The organism is Chryseobacterium sp. 7 (assembly GCF_003663845.1).
GTDB lineage: Bacteria > Bacteroidota > Bacteroidia > Flavobacteriales > Weeksellaceae > Chryseobacterium.
The window spans coordinates 957351-974772 of record NZ_RCCA01000001.1 but is presented as its reverse complement, the minus strand read 5'-3'; the positions used below and the strand labels follow the sequence as shown (position 1 = coordinate 974772).

Annotated in this window: 10 protein-coding genes, 2 tRNA genes and 3 rRNA genes; 3 read left to right on the top strand and 12 right to left on the bottom strand. The window is 38.9% G+C overall.

The window, feature by feature from the left end; all coding sequences use genetic code 11:
- The 10 genes from kdpA to CLU97_RS04490 form a co-directional block, all read right to left on the bottom strand.
- Nucleotides 1-1695 carry a potassium-transporting ATPase subunit KdpA gene (kdpA, locus tag CLU97_RS04540; RefSeq protein WP_121486881.1) on the bottom strand — a complete coding sequence of 565 codons (1695 nt, stop codon included), beginning with the start codon at nucleotides 1693-1695 and terminating at the stop codon, nucleotides 1-3.
- A gap of 6 nt (nucleotides 1696-1701) precedes the next feature.
- Nucleotides 1702-1779 carry a potassium-transporting ATPase subunit F gene (locus CLU97_RS24340; protein ID WP_077415921.1) on the bottom strand — a complete coding sequence of 26 codons (78 nt, stop codon included), beginning with the start codon at nucleotides 1777-1779 and terminating at the stop codon, nucleotides 1702-1704.
- 353 nt (nucleotides 1780-2132) lie between these two features.
- A complete protein-coding gene (locus CLU97_RS04530) occupies nucleotides 2133-3455 on the bottom strand; it encodes a sigma-54-dependent transcriptional regulator (RefSeq protein WP_121486880.1) in 1323 nt (440 codons plus the stop codon).
- Between the two features lie 435 nt (nucleotides 3456-3890).
- Nucleotides 3891-3998: ribosomal RNA gene (gene rrf, locus CLU97_RS04525) — 5S ribosomal RNA — on the bottom strand.
- A 172-nt stretch (nucleotides 3999-4170) separates the two neighbouring features.
- Nucleotides 4171-6926, bottom strand: a 23S ribosomal RNA gene (locus CLU97_RS04520).
- A 153-nt stretch (nucleotides 6927-7079) separates the two neighbouring features.
- A tRNA-Ala gene (locus tag CLU97_RS04515) sits at nucleotides 7080-7153 on the bottom strand.
- Between the two features lie 96 nt (nucleotides 7154-7249).
- A tRNA-Ile gene (locus tag CLU97_RS04510) sits at nucleotides 7250-7323 on the bottom strand.
- A 286-nt stretch (nucleotides 7324-7609) separates the two neighbouring features.
- Nucleotides 7610-9126 (bottom strand): 16S ribosomal RNA (locus tag CLU97_RS04505).
- Together the 16S, 23S and 5S rRNA genes with 2 tRNA genes alongside form the textbook arrangement of a ribosomal RNA operon.
- Before the next feature lie 1241 nt (nucleotides 9127-10367).
- Nucleotides 10368-11414 carry a PA0069 family radical SAM protein gene (locus CLU97_RS04495; protein ID WP_121486878.1) on the bottom strand — a complete coding sequence of 349 codons (1047 nt, stop codon included), beginning with the start codon at nucleotides 11412-11414 and terminating at the stop codon, nucleotides 10368-10370.
- Between the two features lie 122 nt (nucleotides 11415-11536).
- Nucleotides 11537-11731 carry a hypothetical protein gene (locus CLU97_RS04490; protein ID WP_121486877.1) on the bottom strand — a complete coding sequence of 65 codons (195 nt, stop codon included), beginning with the start codon at nucleotides 11729-11731 and terminating at the stop codon, nucleotides 11537-11539.
- A gap of 174 nt (nucleotides 11732-11905) precedes the next feature.
- Here CLU97_RS04490 and CLU97_RS04485 point away from each other — a divergent pair, with 174 nt between their 5' ends.
- Nucleotides 11906-12256 (top strand): hypothetical protein, encoded by a 351-nt coding sequence (locus CLU97_RS04485; RefSeq protein WP_121486876.1) that lies wholly within the window; start codon nucleotides 11906-11908, stop codon nucleotides 12254-12256.
- A 111-nt stretch (nucleotides 12257-12367) separates the two neighbouring features.
- Here the strand turns inward: CLU97_RS04485 and CLU97_RS04480 are convergent, their stop codons facing one another.
- Complete coding sequence (locus tag CLU97_RS04480) at nucleotides 12368-15013, bottom strand: hypothetical protein (RefSeq protein WP_121486875.1); 2646 nt, start codon at nucleotides 15011-15013, stop codon at nucleotides 12368-12370.
- A gap of 33 nt (nucleotides 15014-15046) precedes the next feature.
- On the bottom strand, nucleotides 15047-15844 hold the full coding sequence (locus tag CLU97_RS04475; protein WP_121486874.1) for a DUF2797 domain-containing protein: 798 nt from the start codon (nucleotides 15842-15844) through the stop codon (nucleotides 15047-15049).
- Between the two features lie 88 nt (nucleotides 15845-15932).
- On the opposite strand from CLU97_RS04475, the gene CLU97_RS04470 reads away from it, so the two are divergent.
- Together CLU97_RS04470 and CLU97_RS04465 are read left to right on the top strand one after the other, a co-directional pair.
- Nucleotides 15933-16961 (top strand): GDP-mannose 4,6-dehydratase, encoded by a 1029-nt coding sequence (locus CLU97_RS04470; protein ID WP_121486873.1) that lies wholly within the window; start codon nucleotides 15933-15935, stop codon nucleotides 16959-16961.
- Nucleotides 16962-17097: 136 nt separating this feature from the next.
- Nucleotides 17098-17319, top strand: coding sequence for a DUF2795 domain-containing protein (locus CLU97_RS04465; RefSeq protein ID WP_002662059.1), 222 nt, complete (start codon nucleotides 17098-17100; stop codon nucleotides 17317-17319).
- The last annotated feature ends 103 nt before the right edge of the window (nucleotides 17320-17422 follow it).

The window sequence follows — 17422 nt, the reverse complement described above, 5'->3', positions numbered from 1 at the left end:
TTATTTTGAGAAATACTGGATCTGCTCTGCAATTGGACCTAATGTTAATGCAGGGAAGAAAGACAATGCTGCAATCAGTAGAATCACCGCCAAGGTCATAAATCCAAAAGTAGCCGTATCTGTCTTCAGGGTTCCGGAACTTTCAGGGATATATTTCTTCTGTGCCAATAATCCTGCAATCGCTACCGGTCCTATAATTGGGATGAATCTGGATAATAAAAGAACGATTCCTGTTGAAATGTTCCACCAAGGTGTATTGTCTCCCAATCCTTCGAATCCTGAACCGTTATTTGCAGCTGAGGAAGTAAATTCGTACAACATTTCACTGAAACCATGGAAACCCGGATTATTCAATGTTTTTGTTCCAAATTCAGGTAAATAAGCTGTTAAAGCTGTTCCTGCAAGTATTAAGAAAGGGTGAAACAGAGCCACAATCATCGCAATTTTCATTTCTTTGGCTTCAATCTTTTTGCCCATAAATTCAGGGGTACGTCCTACCATCAGACCACTGATGAATACAGCCAGAATAATAAAGATGAAATAGTTCAGAATTCCGACTCCACAGCCTCCGTAGAAGCAATTGATCATCATTGCAAGCAATTCATTCATCCCCGAAAGCGGCATTGTACTGTCATGCATGGCATTTACAGATCCCGTGGAAATGACTGTAGTGGCAATGCTCCAATAACCGGATGCAGCACTTCCAAAGCGGATTTCCTTGCCTTCCATTGCTCCCAGACTATTATCTGCTTCCATTTTTGTGATGAGAGGATTTCCGCCTGTTTCATTCACTATATTCGGTATGGTAAGTGCCAAAAAACCGACGGTCATTACCGTAAAGATCACCCATGAAAGTTTTCTTTTATTCAGATAAAAACCCAGTGCAAATACCAATGCAAACGGAATAATCATTTGGGTGATCATCTCAGTCATATTGGTAATATAATTAGGATTTTCAAGAGGATGTGCTGAGTTCGCCCCGAAAAAGCCTCCACCATTAGTTCCTAAATGTTTGATCGCAACAAATGCAGATACAGGACCTCTGGAAACATCAGCTTTTTGACCTTCCAATGTTATGATATGATCTTTTCCTTCAAAAGTCATAGGACTTCCATTGATAGAAAGGATTAAAGCAACAATTACACTTATCGGAACCAGAATTCTGATTATTGATTTAGTGAAATAATCGTAGAAGTTTCCAAGTTCTGTGCTTGTTTTTTCTTTAAAAGCTTTGAAAAGCACTGCCATTGCTGCCATTCCCGTTGCAGCCGTTACAAACTGTAAAAACATCAGATAAAGCTGGCTCAGATAACTTACTCCTGTTTCTCCCGAATAATGCTGTAAATTACAGTTGACTAAGAATGAAATGGTAGTGTTAAAAGCCAGATCAGGTGACATATTAGGATTTCCGTCAGGATTTAAAGGAAGCCACGCCTGATTCAGTAAAAGAAGAAAACCAATGATGAACCAAACCAGATTAATGGCCAGCATGGCATACATATTCTGTTTCCAATTCATCTGGCGGGCAGGATTAATTCCCGAAACTTTATAAATTAACTTTTCAATGGGTTCAAAAACCGGATCTAGAAAAGTCTTTTTGTATCCATAAACATTAGCTATGTATTTTCCTAAAAATATTCCGATAACTAATGTAATAGCAAACATTGCTATAATGCCTAAAATTTCTGTATTCATGACCAATTAAAATTTTTCAGGTTTAATTAAAACATAACAGATATACACAAAGGCAAGTATTGAGAGGAAAAATAAACTCCACATAATTTATATTCTATCAAAAAATTCAACTGATTTATACAAAACCCAAAACAATACTGCGAAAAGCAGAATTAAACTTATAAGCATCATATCTTAATCATTAGGGTTAAAAGAGTCAACAATACGTACGATACAATCAGCAGACTAAAAGTAGAATGCTCCCGTTTTTTAAACGTTTTTCTTGAAATTGTCATTTTTAAATATTTTATTCACGTACTATATGCCAAAAGAAAGTCCATTCTGAAAAACAAACATATAAAATACTGAATAACAAACAATTAAACTAATTCATCAACATGAATAAAAATAGAAAAGCCTATCAAAATGATAGGCTCTTTATTAAAATGATAAAAGATTTATTTCAATCCGTATTCTTCCAGTTTACGGTACAGTGTAGCAATTCCGATTTCAAGCAAACGTGCTGCTTCTGCTTTATTTCCTTTTGTATACTGTAAAACTTTTTGGATATGTATTTTTTCCAGTGAACGCATGCTTAAAGAATCACTTTCCGGAACTGTTTTTTCACAATAATGAGGAAGGCTTTCCGCATCAAGGATATTGTTCTCCATTAAAATCAAACTGCGTTCCACTGCGTTTCTCAACTCACGGATATTTCCTTTCCAGTCATTTTTCTCTAAAATTTTATAATAATCGGGATCAATCTGCACAGCTGACAAGTGAAGTTTATGTGAAAAAATATCTATAAAATGCTTGGCAATTGCTTTCAGATCTTCTTTTCTTTCTCTTAATGCAGGAAGAGTAATTTCAAATACATTTAGTCTGAAATAAAGATCCTCTCTAAAGTTCCCTTGTTTTATTTCTTCTTCAAGATCCCTGTTAGTGGCTGCAATTAATCTGAAATCTGATTTTGAAACCTTCGTTTCACCCATTTTGATGAACTCCTTAGTTTCCAAAACCCTGAGAAGTTTTGCCTGAAGTTCAATCGGCATTTCACCAATTTCATCCAAAAACAGAGTTCCTTCATTAGCTTCTTCAATCAACCCTTTTTTATCTTTCAAAGCACCTGTAAAAGCACCTTGTTTATGACCAAAAAGCTCACTTTCAAGAATCTCCTTACTGAATGCTGAACAGTTGATCGCCACAAAACTGTTTTTCTTTCTGTCGCTTCCTTCATGAATGGCACTGGCAAAGACTTCCTTACCCGTTCCCGTCTCACCGGTAAGAAGAACTGCTGCATCCGTTAAAGCTACTTTCTCAGCAAGCTTTTTAGCCTGCAAAATTAAAGGTGATTTGCCAATGATCTGATCAAAGCCTTTCGTAACAATCTGCTGCCCCATCCTTGACTTGTTATCTTTCACTTTATCAAGAGCTTTATATACTAATGGAATTATTTTCTCATTATCATCTCCTTTTACCAAATAATCGTAAGCCCCGTTCTTCATGGCCTGCACAGCATCTGTAATATTACCAAATGCCGTCATCAGGATAATCTCCAACTGTGGATATTTGGTTTTAATTGACTTCACCAATTCTACTCCAAAAGCATCAGGAAGACGAACATCACTAAGAACTACATCAAAGTCATATTGCTCCAGCATAGTCATTGCTGAACGAGCCGTAGAAGCTTCTTTTACACTAAAATTTTCTTGGGAAAGGATCATTCCTAAGAGTTTAAGGAGTTTGATCTCATCATCGATGATCAGAATATTTCCTGACATTATAATTATTTTTGGAAAACTACTACAAACTTATTGAATTTATTCGAGGAAAACGGGGTAATGGAAGGAAATAGTTTTATGAATAGCTTGATGATGAATAATTCGGTTTCGAGTTCGAGTTACCGCTTAAGAAGGGATAATCAGGTGATGTTTTCAAATTCCTAATGTGTATAAGAGGTTTAAAGGATGTAAGATGACAGGATAATGTCTAAGCTTTTTTAGCAATTAGTATTAGCAGTGTCATGCTGAACAGAGTCGAAGCATTTTAATTTACTTAGAATCTTACGGAGTTACAGATAAGAGGAATATAGCTTATTAATGAGGGTAAAGACCATTACTCATATATCTGTTGGAGTTGGGTTGGAATAGTTGTGATATGTATAAAACAAAAAAACCTTTATCGCAATGATAAAGGTTTTTTAAAAATAAAATAAAAACTGGCGGCGGCCTACTCTCCCGCGTTAGCAGTACCATCGGCGCTGGTGGGCTTAACTTCTGTGTTCGGAATGGGAACAGGTGAGCCCCACCGCTAAAACCACCCTAAAGAAGGTATATAAGGTTCAGTTGGAAGATCCTAGGGAAGAGGTAATAGCTGTTTCAACTGCTACCTGATACCTTGTATCTGTCATCTGATACCTGTTTTAATCGATAAAAACTTTCACAAAGACAAAACCTTCAATGCACATAAAGCACTTGGTTTATATTAGTAATCATAGACTATAAATCTACGGGTAATTAGTACTACTTGGCTATGACATTACTGTCTTTACACCTATAGCCTATCAACGTCGTCATCTACAACGACCCTTAAAAGATGTCTCATCTTGAGGCGAGTTTCGCACTTATATGCTTTCAGTGCTTATCTCTTCCAAACGTAGCTACTCAGCGGTGCACCTGGCGGTACAACTGATACACCAGAGGTTTGTTCAATTCGGTCCTCTCGTACTAGAATCAAGCCCTCTCAAACATCTAACGCCCGCAATAGATAGAGACCGAACTGTCTCACGACGTTCTGAACCCAGCTCGCGTGCCACTTTAATGGGCGAACAGCCCAACCCTTGGGACCTTCTCCAGCCCCAGGATGTGACGAGCCGACATCGAGGTGCCGAACCTCCCCGTCGATGTGAGCTCTTGGGGGAGACTAGCCTGTTATCCCCGGAGTACCTTTTATCCTATGAGCGATGGCCCTTCCATACGGAACCACCGGATCACTATGTCCTGCTTTCGCACCTGATCGACTTGTTGGTCTCACAGTCAAGCACCCTTATGCCATTACACTCTACGCACGGTTACCAAGCGTGCTGAGGGTACCTTTGAAAGCCTCCGTTACTCTTTTGGAGGCGACCACCCCAGTCAAACTACCCACCACGCAATGTCCTTCTTAAAGAAGTTAGGCTCCAAGTAAGTAAAGGGTGGTATTTCAACGTTGGCTCCACAAACACTAGCGTGCCTGCTTCAAAGCCTCCCACCTATCCTACACATTACTTACTCAAAGTCAATACGAAGTTATAGTAAAGGTTCACAGGGTCTTTTCGTCCCATTGCGGGTAATCGGCATCTTCACCGATACTACAATTTCACCGAGCTCGTGGCTGAGACAGTGCCCAGATCGTTACACCATTCGTGCAGGTCGGAACTTACCCGACAAGGAATTTCGCTACCTTAGGACCGTTATAGTTACGGCCGCCGTTTACTGGGGCTTCAGTTAATGCCTTCGGTTTAACCCTAAGCACCTTCCTTAACCTTCCAGCACCGGGCAGGTGTCAGACCCTATACAGCATCTTTCGATTTAGCAGAGTCCTGTGTTTTTGATAAACAGTCGCCTGGGCCTCTTCACTGCGGCCACCATTGCTGATGGCGTCTCTTCTTCCGAAGTTACGAGACTATTTTGCCTAGTTCCTTAGCCACGACTCACTCGAGCACCTTAGGATTCTCTCCTCGACCACCTGTGTCGGTTTTGGTACGGGTTGCTTCACTTCGGCTTTTCTTGGATCAGATTACACTGCAGCAGCTTCGCCCGAAGGCTAGGCCTTGACTATTCCGTCAGTCTCCAGCAGCTACATCCAACCGTCCCCTTTATTCGTGAGCAAGTATGGGAATATTAACCCATTGTCCATCCACTACCCCTTTCGGGTTCGCGTTAGGTCCCGACTAACCCTCAGCTGATTAGCATGGCTGAGGAAGCCTTGGTCTTTCGGTGAGCAGGTTTCTCGCCTGCTTTATCGTTACTTATGCCTACATTTTCTTTTCTATCCGCTCCACAATACCTCACAGTACTGCTTCGGCGCAAATAGAATGCTCTCCTACCAGATATATCTAAAATATAAATCCATAGCTTCGGTAATATGTTTATGCCCGATTATTATCCATGCCGGACCGCTCGACTAGTGAGCTGTTACGCACTCTTTAAATGAATGGCTGCTTCCAAGCCAACATCCTAGCTGTCAATGCAGTCCAACCGCGTTGCTTCAACTTAACATATATTTTGGGACCTTAGCTGTTGGTCTGGGTTCTTTCCCTCTCGGACATGGACCTTAGCACCCATGCCCTCACTGCCGACGAACATTTATTAGCATTCGGAGTTTGTCAGGAATTGGTAGGTGGTGAAACCCCCGCATCCAATCAGTAGCTCTACCTCTAATAAACTTAACATCGACGCTGCACCTAAATGCATTTCGGAGAGTACGAGCTATCTCCCAGTTTGATTGGCCTTTCACCCCTACCCACAGGTCATCCGAAGACTTTTCAACGTCAACCGGTTCGGTCCTCCACTCTGTGTTACCAGAGCTTCAACCTGCCCATGGGTAGATCACAAGGTTTCGCGTCTAATCCTACTAACTATGCGCCCTATTCAGACTCGCTTTCGCTCCGGCTCCGGTACTTAATACCTTAACCTCGCTAGTAAAATTAACTCGTAGGCTCATTATGCAAAAGGCACGCCGTCACAGCTTAATGCTGCTCCGACCGCTTGTAGGCGTACGGTTTCAGGTTCTATTTCACCCTTCTATTCGAAGTGCTTTTCACCTTTCCTTCACAGTACTTGTTCACTATCGGTCTTTCAGGAGTATTTAGCCTTGGAGGATGGTCCCCCCATATTCAGACAGGATTTCACGTGTCCCGCCCTACTCATTTATCACTCAAATATGCCTTTCATATACGGGGCTATCACCCTCTATGGCTGTTCTTTCCAGAACATTCTATTAAACATATATTAGCTTTTGGGCTAATCCGCTTTCGCTCGCCACTACTTACGGAATCTCTTCGATTTCTTTTCCTCCGGTACTTAGATGTTTCAGTTCTCCGGGTTTGCTCCTCCTAAGAGGTAATACATCTTCAATGTATTGGGTTGCCCCATTCGGACATCTGCGGATCAATTCGTGTGTGCCAATCCCCGCAGCTTTTCGCAGCTTACCACGTCCTTCTTCGCCTCTGAAAGCCTAGGCATCCGCCATACGCCCTTAACGATTTCTTTCCTATTGGTTACTCAAGCGCTTTATGCGCTCGGTTTTCTCTTTGTGATGTCTTTACCGTTAATGTCAATGATCTTTAATTCTTCTTTTCCGACTGATGAACAGATGTTGTTTTTGGCTCCATCCGTAACTTTTAAATCAATCTTCCAAAACTGTGGAGAATAAGGGAGTCGAACCCTTGACCTCCTGCGTGCAAGGCAGGCGCTCTAGCCAGCTGAGCTAATTCCCCGCTAGTAGACTAAGAGATTCAAGATGCTAGATTCAAGACTTTTTACTTGGTAGTCTTGGCTCTTGGCTCTTTTATCTTCCCGTCTTTTTCAATTAGTAGTCTCGGGCAGGCTCGAACTGCCGACCTCTACATTATCAGTGTAGCGCTCTAACCAGCTGAGCTACGAGACTGTCTGTTTAGACTTATAGATCCTAGATGCTAGATACAAAACTTTCATTCGTCTTGGTTCTTGGCTCTGGGCTCTTGTATCTCTTCCCTATACTAATTTCTAGTGGGTTTTATTTTTTATATATCTATAAGTAATGGGTAATGAGTAATTTTTTAAGATCCAATTACTTGGCTCTTTTCACTTTTACCTTTTTACTTATAAACCAACCAAACAAAAAACTAAAGCTATACTTTAAGTAAGTATATGTACTTGCGTACTGATTTTGTTTAACGTCATAAGACGCTCTAAAATGAGATGTTCCAGCCGCACCTTCCGGTACGGCTACCTTGTTACGACTTAGCCCTAGTTACCTGTTTTACCCTAGGCAGCTCCTGTTACGGTCACCGACTTCAGGTACCCCAGACTTCCATGGCTTGACGGGCGGTGTGTACAAGGCCCGGGAACGTATTCACCGCGCCATGGCTGATGCGCGATTACTAGCGATTCCAGCTTCATAGAGTCGAGTTGCAGACTCCAATCCGAACTGAGACCGGCTTTCGAGATTTGCATCACATCGCTGTGTAGCTGCCCTCTGTACCGGCCATTGTATTACGTGTGTGGCCCAAGGCGTAAGGGCCGTGATGATTTGACGTCATCCCCACCTTCCTCTCTACTTGCGTAGGCAGTCTCACTAGAGTCCCCAACTTAATGATGGCAACTAGTGACAGGGGTTGCGCTCGTTGCAGGACTTAACCTAACACCTCACGGCACGAGCTGACGACAACCATGCAGCACCTTGAAAAATGTCCGAAGAAAAGTCTATTTCTAAACCTGTCATTTCCCATTTAAGCCTTGGTAAGGTTCCTCGCGTATCATCGAATTAAACCACATAATCCACCGCTTGTGCGGGCCCCCGTCAATTCCTTTGAGTTTCATTCTTGCGAACGTACTCCCCAGGTGGCTAACTTATCACTTTCGCTTAGTCTCTGAATCCGAAAATCCAAAAACGAGTTAGCATCGTTTACGGCGTGGACTACCAGGGTATCTAATCCTGTTCGCTCCCCACGCTTTCGTCCATCAGCGTCAGTTGTTGCTTAGTAACCTGCCTTCGCAATTGGTGTTCTAAGTAATATCTATGCATTTCACCGCTACACTACTTATTCCAGCTACTTCAACAACACTCAAGACCTGCAGTATCAATGGCAGTTTCACAGTTAAGCTGTGAGATTTCACCACTGACTTACAGATCCGCCTACGGACCCTTTAAACCCAATAAATCCGGATAACGCTTGCACCCTCCGTATTACCGCGGCTGCTGGCACGGAGTTAGCCGGTGCTTATTCGTATAGTACCTTCAGCTACCCTCACGAGGGTAGGTTTATCCCTATACAAAAGAAGTTTACAACCCATAGGGCCGTCGTCCTTCACGCGGGATGGCTGGATCAGGCTCGCACCCATTGTCCAATATTCCTCACTGCTGCCTCCCGTAGGAGTCTGGTCCGTGTCTCAGTACCAGTGTGGGGGATCACCCTCTCAGGCCCCCTAAAGATCGCAGACTTGGTGAGCCGTTACCTCACCAACTATCTAATCTTGCGCGTGCCCATCTCTATCCACCGGAGTTTTCAATTTAAAATGATGCCATTCTAAATATTATGGGGTATTAATCTTCCTTTCGAAAGGCTATCCCCCTGATAAAGGCAGGTTGCACACGTGTTCCGCACCCGTACGCCGCTCTCAAGTTTCCGAAGAAACTCTACCGCTCGGCTTGCATGTGTTAGGCCTCCCGCTAGCGTTCATCCTGAGCCAGGATCAAACTCTCCATTGTATGTTTGTCTGACTCACTCAAAGTTTTTAACGCTTTAGTTTTTCCTTACTTGGTTGTTATATTGTATGTCAATGATCTTTTCTTCTTCCGCTTTGTAACGAAGCAATCTCTCTGTCAGTGTCGCTCCGTATTTGCGAGTGCAAAAGTAAAACTTTATTTCGTAATGACCAAATGTTTTGAAAGAAAATTTTAAAGTTTTTTTAGTAACCTTAATCCCTCTCATAACCTCAATCTCTTCACTCCTGCGCTCCCTCTAATTGGGACTGCAAAGATACAAACTCTTTTTTAACTGGCAACTTTTTTTTGAAAAATTTTCAAGTTTTTTTTCGTCTGATTCTTTTGGAAGTAATACTGTTTTTGCTTATCTAAAAGCTCTTCTGCGCTACCGAATCTCTTTCGTTTTTCAGTGGGGCAAAGATAGAAACTTACCACACACCAAGCAACTTTATTTAACATAAATTTCACCTTCCCGTAATATTTAGCCCTAAGACCCTGGAACGCAGAGAGAAAAATTTTAAACATTTGTTTGGAATGCAGGGAAAGGTGGGTGGGAGAGCGGGAGAGTCTGAGCGTGGGAGGGGATTTTCATGGGTAATGGGTAATGGGTAATGGGTAATGGGTAATGGGTAATGGGTAATGGAAGGTATACCTATATATAATATATAATAGTAGACATCTTTCTAGAAAACTTCCATTTTATAGCTTTTATATAGAAAGGATAAGTTGGGGTGAATATTTTTAATAACCACGGATTACACAGATTTACACAGATCATGATACAGCTAATATATAAAGCAGTGATAATTTTTGGTGAGAACAGAAAATCGTCTTGAATATAAAGAATAAGCCGATGAAATAATATTGATAATAATAACCTGAAAACTCAATATCATCATCATTCATCATTTATAATTCATAATTTATAATTTATAATTGATCCTCCCCTAGCCCTGATAGAAATGGTTACCCCACAGCTTGCATTGGAAAGCCCGAAGGATTGAGCGTGGCAAAGCGCAGGCGCGAGGAGTATGAATGGATAGCAGGATAAAGCTCCTGAAAATGTTCGAGAGTTGGAGCGTCGGAGAGTTTTAATATAGAAGGGTTATAGCTATTCCTATACATATGATGAATGTTGAGTAATCTCACTTTTGAAAAATCATTAATATAATAATCCTGAAAAAAGAATCTCACTTATACTATATATTATAATAAAGAGTATTATTTCTACTTCAAAGTCGTGATTAATCAAACAATCTTAATTGCTGATCACGGGTTCCGGTGAAGTTGGAGGTTGAAAGTTTTGGAAATTCCTTACCTTCAAAAAACTTCTTTCTGCCAATCTTAAAGGTGGTGTGAATCATTTCCGCAATGTTCCCCTCTCCTTTTTGTCTTTCAAAATATCTTTTATCACCTAATTTTCCACCTCTCATAGAGCGGATAAGATTTAAGACTTTCTGTGCCCTGTCCGGAAAATGGGATTCAATCCAATTTACAAAAACAGGTTCTACCGTATCATTTAATCTCACAAGGGTATATCCAAACCCCAGTGCTCCTGCATCGGAAATGGCTTTTAGTATATTCAATGGCTCATCACTGTTGAGTCCCGGAATGATGGGAGCGACCATGACATGAACAGGAATGTTGTTTTTGGAAAGGATTTCAACTGCTTTTAATTTATTCTTTGCAGAGCTTGTTCTCGGCTCCATTTTTCGCCGCAGTTCTTCATTGATAGTTGGAATGCTTAAGGAAACGGAAACCAGATTTTGTTCTGCCATAGGTTTTAAAATATCCAGATCTCTTAAGACGAGTGCATTTTTGGTCAGAACATTGACAGGATGTCTGTAATCCAGACAAACCTGCAGTAATTTTCTGGTAATTTCAAATTGCCTTTCGGCAGGTTGATAGCAGTCTGTATTTCCAGATAATAAAATAGGGGCAGCTTTGTAGCCTCTTTTTTGAAAAAATTTCTCCAATAATTCGGGTGCATTTTTCTTTACCATGATTTTTCTCTCAAAATCAATCCCCGCACTATAGCCCCAATACTCGTGGGTGGGTCTTGCAAAACAGTATGAACAGCCGTGTTCACATCCCTGATAAGGATTCATGGAATATTCCATAGGCAGGTCTTCGCTTTTAACCTGATTGACAATGGTTTTAGGAAAAACTTCGGTGAAAGAGGTCTTTACGGTTTCGAAATCTTCATCTTCCGGCTCAAAGGTATATCGGTCGAAACGATTGACAACGTTCCGCTGAGCTCCCTGACCTTTTATGAAATTTTCGTTTTGCATTCTGGTGTAAAATTAGAATGGAATTTTTATAAAATAATAAGTTTTAACATTAAAGTTTTCCACAAAAAAATCCAACACTTTCAAAAGTGTTGGATTTAAACATAATTAAATATATTTTTTTACTACTTCATTGCGTAAAATTCCACTCCGTGTGTTTCGTCATCGTGGTTCTTTTCATCAAAGTGTCTGTGATAATCCGAATAGGAATCACTATATTTTTTATCTTTTTTTGTCAAAATTTTTTTAATGCTAATTAAACTTAATACTGCCAAAAGACCAACTCCCCCTGCCAGTAAAACTCCAACTTCTTTTTTCATATTTTCTTTGATTTATATGAATACCATTGCAAAAAGTATACCTATTTTATTTTTTTAAATTATAAATTTTGTTAACATTAAACTTTATTTTTAGGGAAATTACAATCTGCTATTTTTCTTATATTTAGAAATTGCAATGGTTTAATTATTGTACTTAACAACAAAAATAGTATTATGGAAAATTCAGAGAATTTTGATGCAATGACAACTTTAAGCGAAGTTATGAAAACCCTTTCTGGCAGAGGAATACAAAGAGAATTCAGGATGAATGAAAAGTGCGAAATGAAGTTTGAAAATTCGGACAAAATTTATCAGCCCGATGAGTTGGTAATTCTAAAGACTTATCGTTTCGAGGGTGACAGTAATCCTGATGACAATGCAGTGCTTTATGTGGTAAAAGATAATGCCGGAAACCGTGGAATGATCATAGATTCTTACGGGGCAGACAGCAATTATCCGGGAGAAGAGTTTGATAAGTTTCTGAGAGACATTCCTGTATTGGAAAGTGATGAATTCAATTTCTAACCAATTCCATCTTTTCTATATTAATTTTTTAAACCATTAAGGCGATTTTAATTGAAAATCATTTGTTTTTAAGCATCTGCAATCTTGATTCTATCTTAATGGTTTAAAGAGTTATTCTTCAGATTTTTCCTTTTTCTTAAATATATTGTTCAGAAAACCTTTCTTTTCTTTTTTCTCTTCTTCTGGTTTGGTGGTTTTATTTTTGATCTCCTGCTTTATTTCTTTTACAGACTGTTTCATTTCTTTCACGGAAGAAACTGCATTTTTCACTTTCTTTTCTGTTTTTTCTACATTGGCACCAATCAGTGTTTTCTTTAATCCCTGCTCAATTCCTTTCCAGAAGAGATTGAAGAAAGACTTTGTTGGATCACGTTCTACATTTTCTACAGCAACAGATTCCGGGTAATTTCCTGAATCCGATTTTATGAAAATATTCGCTACAGCCGTCAGAAAGCCTTTTTTCTCATGATTATTTTTATTTAAAACTGCAATTTTCAGATCTTTATGTTTAAGATTAAAGGATCCGTGTAATCCGGCAGGATTTCCTTTAAAATTAAAAAGCATTTCCTGAATGGTTCCTGCTGTAGCCGTCACATGAAGATAGGGCCTGATAAAAGGATTTATTCCGCTGGCCGGAAGATTGGTTGTTTTCCCGGAAATTGCAAACCTATCATTCTGATCAGCCACATCAAAGCTCCAGTTCACAGAAAGCGGCGAGAGATTCATAAACGAACAATTGATCTTAATGTTCACTTTTGTGGGTTTTCCTTTTATTTTGGCAGAATTCAGGTTTTTGACATTCATATTAAAGTTGCTGAATGTCAATTTTCCCGGCCCCATACTTTCCGGAGTATCTTCTTCGTATACTAATACTGAATTTTTCAGATCAAGATTATTAATTGTCATCGGAATTTTAATAGAACGCAGCATTTTTGAATACAGAGCCTTGATTTTTGGGTCGTCTTTCGGAATTTTACTCCTGAAAATATTGGCATCCGCAGATTCAATGCCTACATGGGAAGCGTTTATCATTTTATTTTGAGAAAAGAGATCCCACTCGCCTTCTGCAGTTATTTGTCCGGCTTTCAAATCATACAAATCTCTTTCAACAGGTATCATTTTGATAAACTGAGCTCTTGAAACGAGAGGTTTCATAGCGAAATTATTGACCTGTACTTTATTCTTATTGAGCTTCAGAAGCCCTAGGCTCATGTTGTAAAATTGCGTTTTGTAAGAGAAATTTCTGGTAGTAACATAATAGTCTTTTACTTTAAAGGAAAGTCCTGGCTGGTTGGGTTTGGGCAATAATTCAATATTATTGGCCGTAGCATTCAGATCATGGAAGGCTAAAGGCTGTCTGCCATTGTCGTACACAACATTTGAATTTTTCAAAGACATTTTCCTTACAATAAGAGATTGTATAATCCCTTGCTCAGAAGTTTTATTCTGTTTCTTATCTCCTGCTTTAATGGTTCCGTTTACATGATTTACAAGAACATCTTTGACATCCAAGTTCAGTTTTTTATCAACAAATTCCAGTTTATTGATATTAAAAGCAATTTGATCTGTTTTTAAATTTATCGTTGATTTTTCAGCGATGGAAGTCCCCGGTGTCAATACAACATCCAGAATTTCACCATTTGTAGGCTTCAAAGCCAGACTTCTTACGGCAATATTCTGATGATTGGAATATACAATATCTCTTCCGGAAAGCAGAAAATCTTTATACCCGAAAGGAAAAACCTGTTCTGATGTTTCCTTATTAAACATCAGCTCATCAATTTTTAAACTCAGAGCACCAACAGACAAGAAGTTATTTCCATCTGGTTTATTGACCTTAACTACGGCATTATTCAGCTTAAAACTTTTTAAATCTATCTCAAAATTTGACTTTTTATCATTCTTTTTGGCTTTTATACCTGTATTATATATTGTAAAAGTGGGATTTTGAAAATCTGCGTTAGTAAGTGATACTTTATTTTTCTTCAGCGATATATCTTTGAATCCCATTTTGGGAATATTACAATCAAGCAGCTGAGATTCTTTAGGGTAAAACTTTTTAAACTGGGCAAAAGAGAGAAGCGGAGTTAATCTGAAATTTTCAACGGACATTTGTCCGTCTGTGGTATTCACTTCACTTATTGTGATGGCATATGTTTCTTCAGGACGCAAAAAGAATTTTTCTCCTTTGATACTGTAGCTGTCAAATTCGATAGGTAATTGATCTTCTGTAGATTCTTCCGTCATCTGCAGATTTTCTACCAACAAATCCAGCTTCTGTACGGATACAAATTTTTGTTTAGTATGCTTGAAAACCGCAAATTTACCATTATTGACCCTGATATTCTCAATTAAGAACGGATTTTTTTTCTTTCCGGCTTTGCGATCATGGGGCTTTGCCAGAATAATATTTAAATCCGGTTTTGCCAGCACCAGATCAGATGAGCTGATTCTTTTATTAAAAACAGCATCATAAATCCCGAAACGGCTTATCTTCAACGTGTCAATCGTTCCCTGCAGACCAATAACGTCTGTATTTTGTGGATCTTTACTGTTAACTGAGATTCCTGTTGCAAAGATATTTCCTGTTCCTAAATCTACATCCAGGGTTTTGTAGGAGACTTTATAAGCGGTATTCTTTTTTATATATTCAGAAAGTTGGGTTTTAAGCCATATATTCAGTCCGAAATTCGCAGCCAGAAGAATTCCTGCCAGGATTCCGAAAGTTATCAATAGCCTTTTAACCCATTTTTTCATATTTTATGATTTGGTTCTTACTTAGTTTATAGATCAGTTTTTTATTTCAACTTCTATCATATATCCTTCGTGTCCTCTTACATTGATGAAATTTCCGCCTTCAAACCCAAGATACTGCCCTTTGATCCCTGTAAGCCTTCCTGTAAATTCCGGCTTTTTGTCTAAAGTAAATGAATTTACTTTCTCAGGTTTCTCAAAAGGATAATCAAACGCCCACAATTCTTCTCCTTCACTATAGAATTTCTGAAAATCATCAGGAAAATATTCTTTAATCTTCTGTCTGAAATCAGCAAGATCTATTTCTCCTTCAAAATCATCCTGAAGCATTTTTCTCCAATTGGTTTTATCCGGCAGATGTTCTTTTAAAGCAACTTCTATCATTCCGGCTTCATAGCGGTTCTCTGTTCTTGCAATAGGCAATGCAAAAGTCGCACCCTGATCGATCCATCTTGTAGGAATTTGTGTATTTCTGGTAACTCCCACCTTCACATCTCCGGTATATGCCAGATAAACAGTGTGTGGCTGCAGCTGAATTTGTTTTTCAACTTCAAGATCACGTTCTGCGATTCCTAAATGTGCGGTAGAAAGTTCCGGACGGATAATCGTATCACTTGCATATGGGCTTTCGAAAAAACAGCTTTTGCAGAATCCCATTCTATAAATAGGCTTATTGAGTCCACAATTTACACATTGAAATCCGGTATGTTTGATGCTTAACTCCTTTCCAAACAGCTCATTCATGTGGATCAAATCTCCTGAAAGATTGAGGTAATACTGAACTGGCTTGGCATCATAGCTTGTCATTTTTAAAATTTGCCCTTGAAACTGCATATTATATTTATATTACTTTTTTAAGTAAATTTAATGATTATATTTTTCAAAAGTAAAATTTATATTTTTGCACTAATAAAAAATACAAATGGTTTATCTCATCACAGGCGGCAGTGGGTTCATCGGTTCCCATTTAATTGAGCGATTATTAAGAAATGGACATTCTGTCATAAACATTGACAATTTTGATGATTTCTATGACTATCAGGTAAAGATTAAAAATACTTTAGAGTCAATTGGTAAAAATTCGGATTTTGAATTCTCGAATAAAGAGACTGATATCCCGCGTTTGGTTTCCCTCACTCATTCTGATCAATATTCCCTCTATTGGCAGGACATCAGGGATAAAAAAGGCTTAGAAGATATTTTCAAGAATCATTCTATTGACATGGTGGTGCATCTGGCAGCACTTGCCGGCGTACGCCCTTCCATTGAGCGCCCTTTAGAATATGAAGAAGTGAATGTACGCGGTACGATGAATCTTTGGGAGTTGTGTAAAGATTTCAATATTAAAAAATTTATCTGCGCCTCCTCTTCAAGCGTTTATGGAAACAATGAAAAAATTCCTTTTTCAGAAACAGATAATGTAGACAATCCTATTTCACCCTATGCTGCTACCAAAAAAAGCGGTGAGATTATGGGCCATGTTTACCATTCATTATATAATATAGATATCATTCAACTTAGATTCTTCACCGTATATGGGCCAAGACAGAGACCAGACCTTGCCATACACAAATTTGTAAAACTTATTTCGGCAGATCAGAAAATCCCTTTCTATGGGGACGGAAGCACAGCCAGAGATTATACTTATATAGATGATATTATTGACGGTATTACCAAGTCTATCCTTTATCTGGAAACTCATTCCGGAGTGTATGAAATCCTTAATCTGGGCGAAAACCAGGTAATTACTTTATCTGAAATGGTAAATACTATAGAAATGGCACTCGGAAAAACTGCCAACAAAAAAATTCTGCCAATGCAGCCGGGAGATGTCACAAAAACGAATGCCGATATTACCAAAGCAATGGGTTTAATAGGCTATAAACCGGCCACAGACTTCCAAAATGGCATAAAAAAATTTGTGGAATGGTTTTTGAGAAAACGACAATAAGTAAATTGCTGACACAGCTGCCAGCCAGTTTGTAACAGCCATTTATAAGAAAAAATTATAAAAAGAATTGAAAATCAAGTATAAAAAAGTTTATTATACAACCTATTTTTATACTTTTGCAAAAAATTAGAAAATTATGTACTGGACATTAGAATTAGCTTCATATTTAAGTGACGCACCTTGGCCAATGACAAAAGCAGAGCTTATTGACTACGCAATCAGAACTGGTGCACCTATGGAAGTAGTAGAAAACCTTCAGGCTATTGAAGACGAAGGAGAGATTTATGAATCTATCGAAGAGGTATGGAGTGACTATCCTACTGACGAAGATTTCCTTTGGAACGAGGACGAATATTAATAAAGCGATAAGCTTTAGGCTGCGTGCTTAGAGCTTTTTTGCCCTTTTTATATATTAATTTACACGATAAGTGTTATTTAAAACGCTTAAAGCATTTTGCATT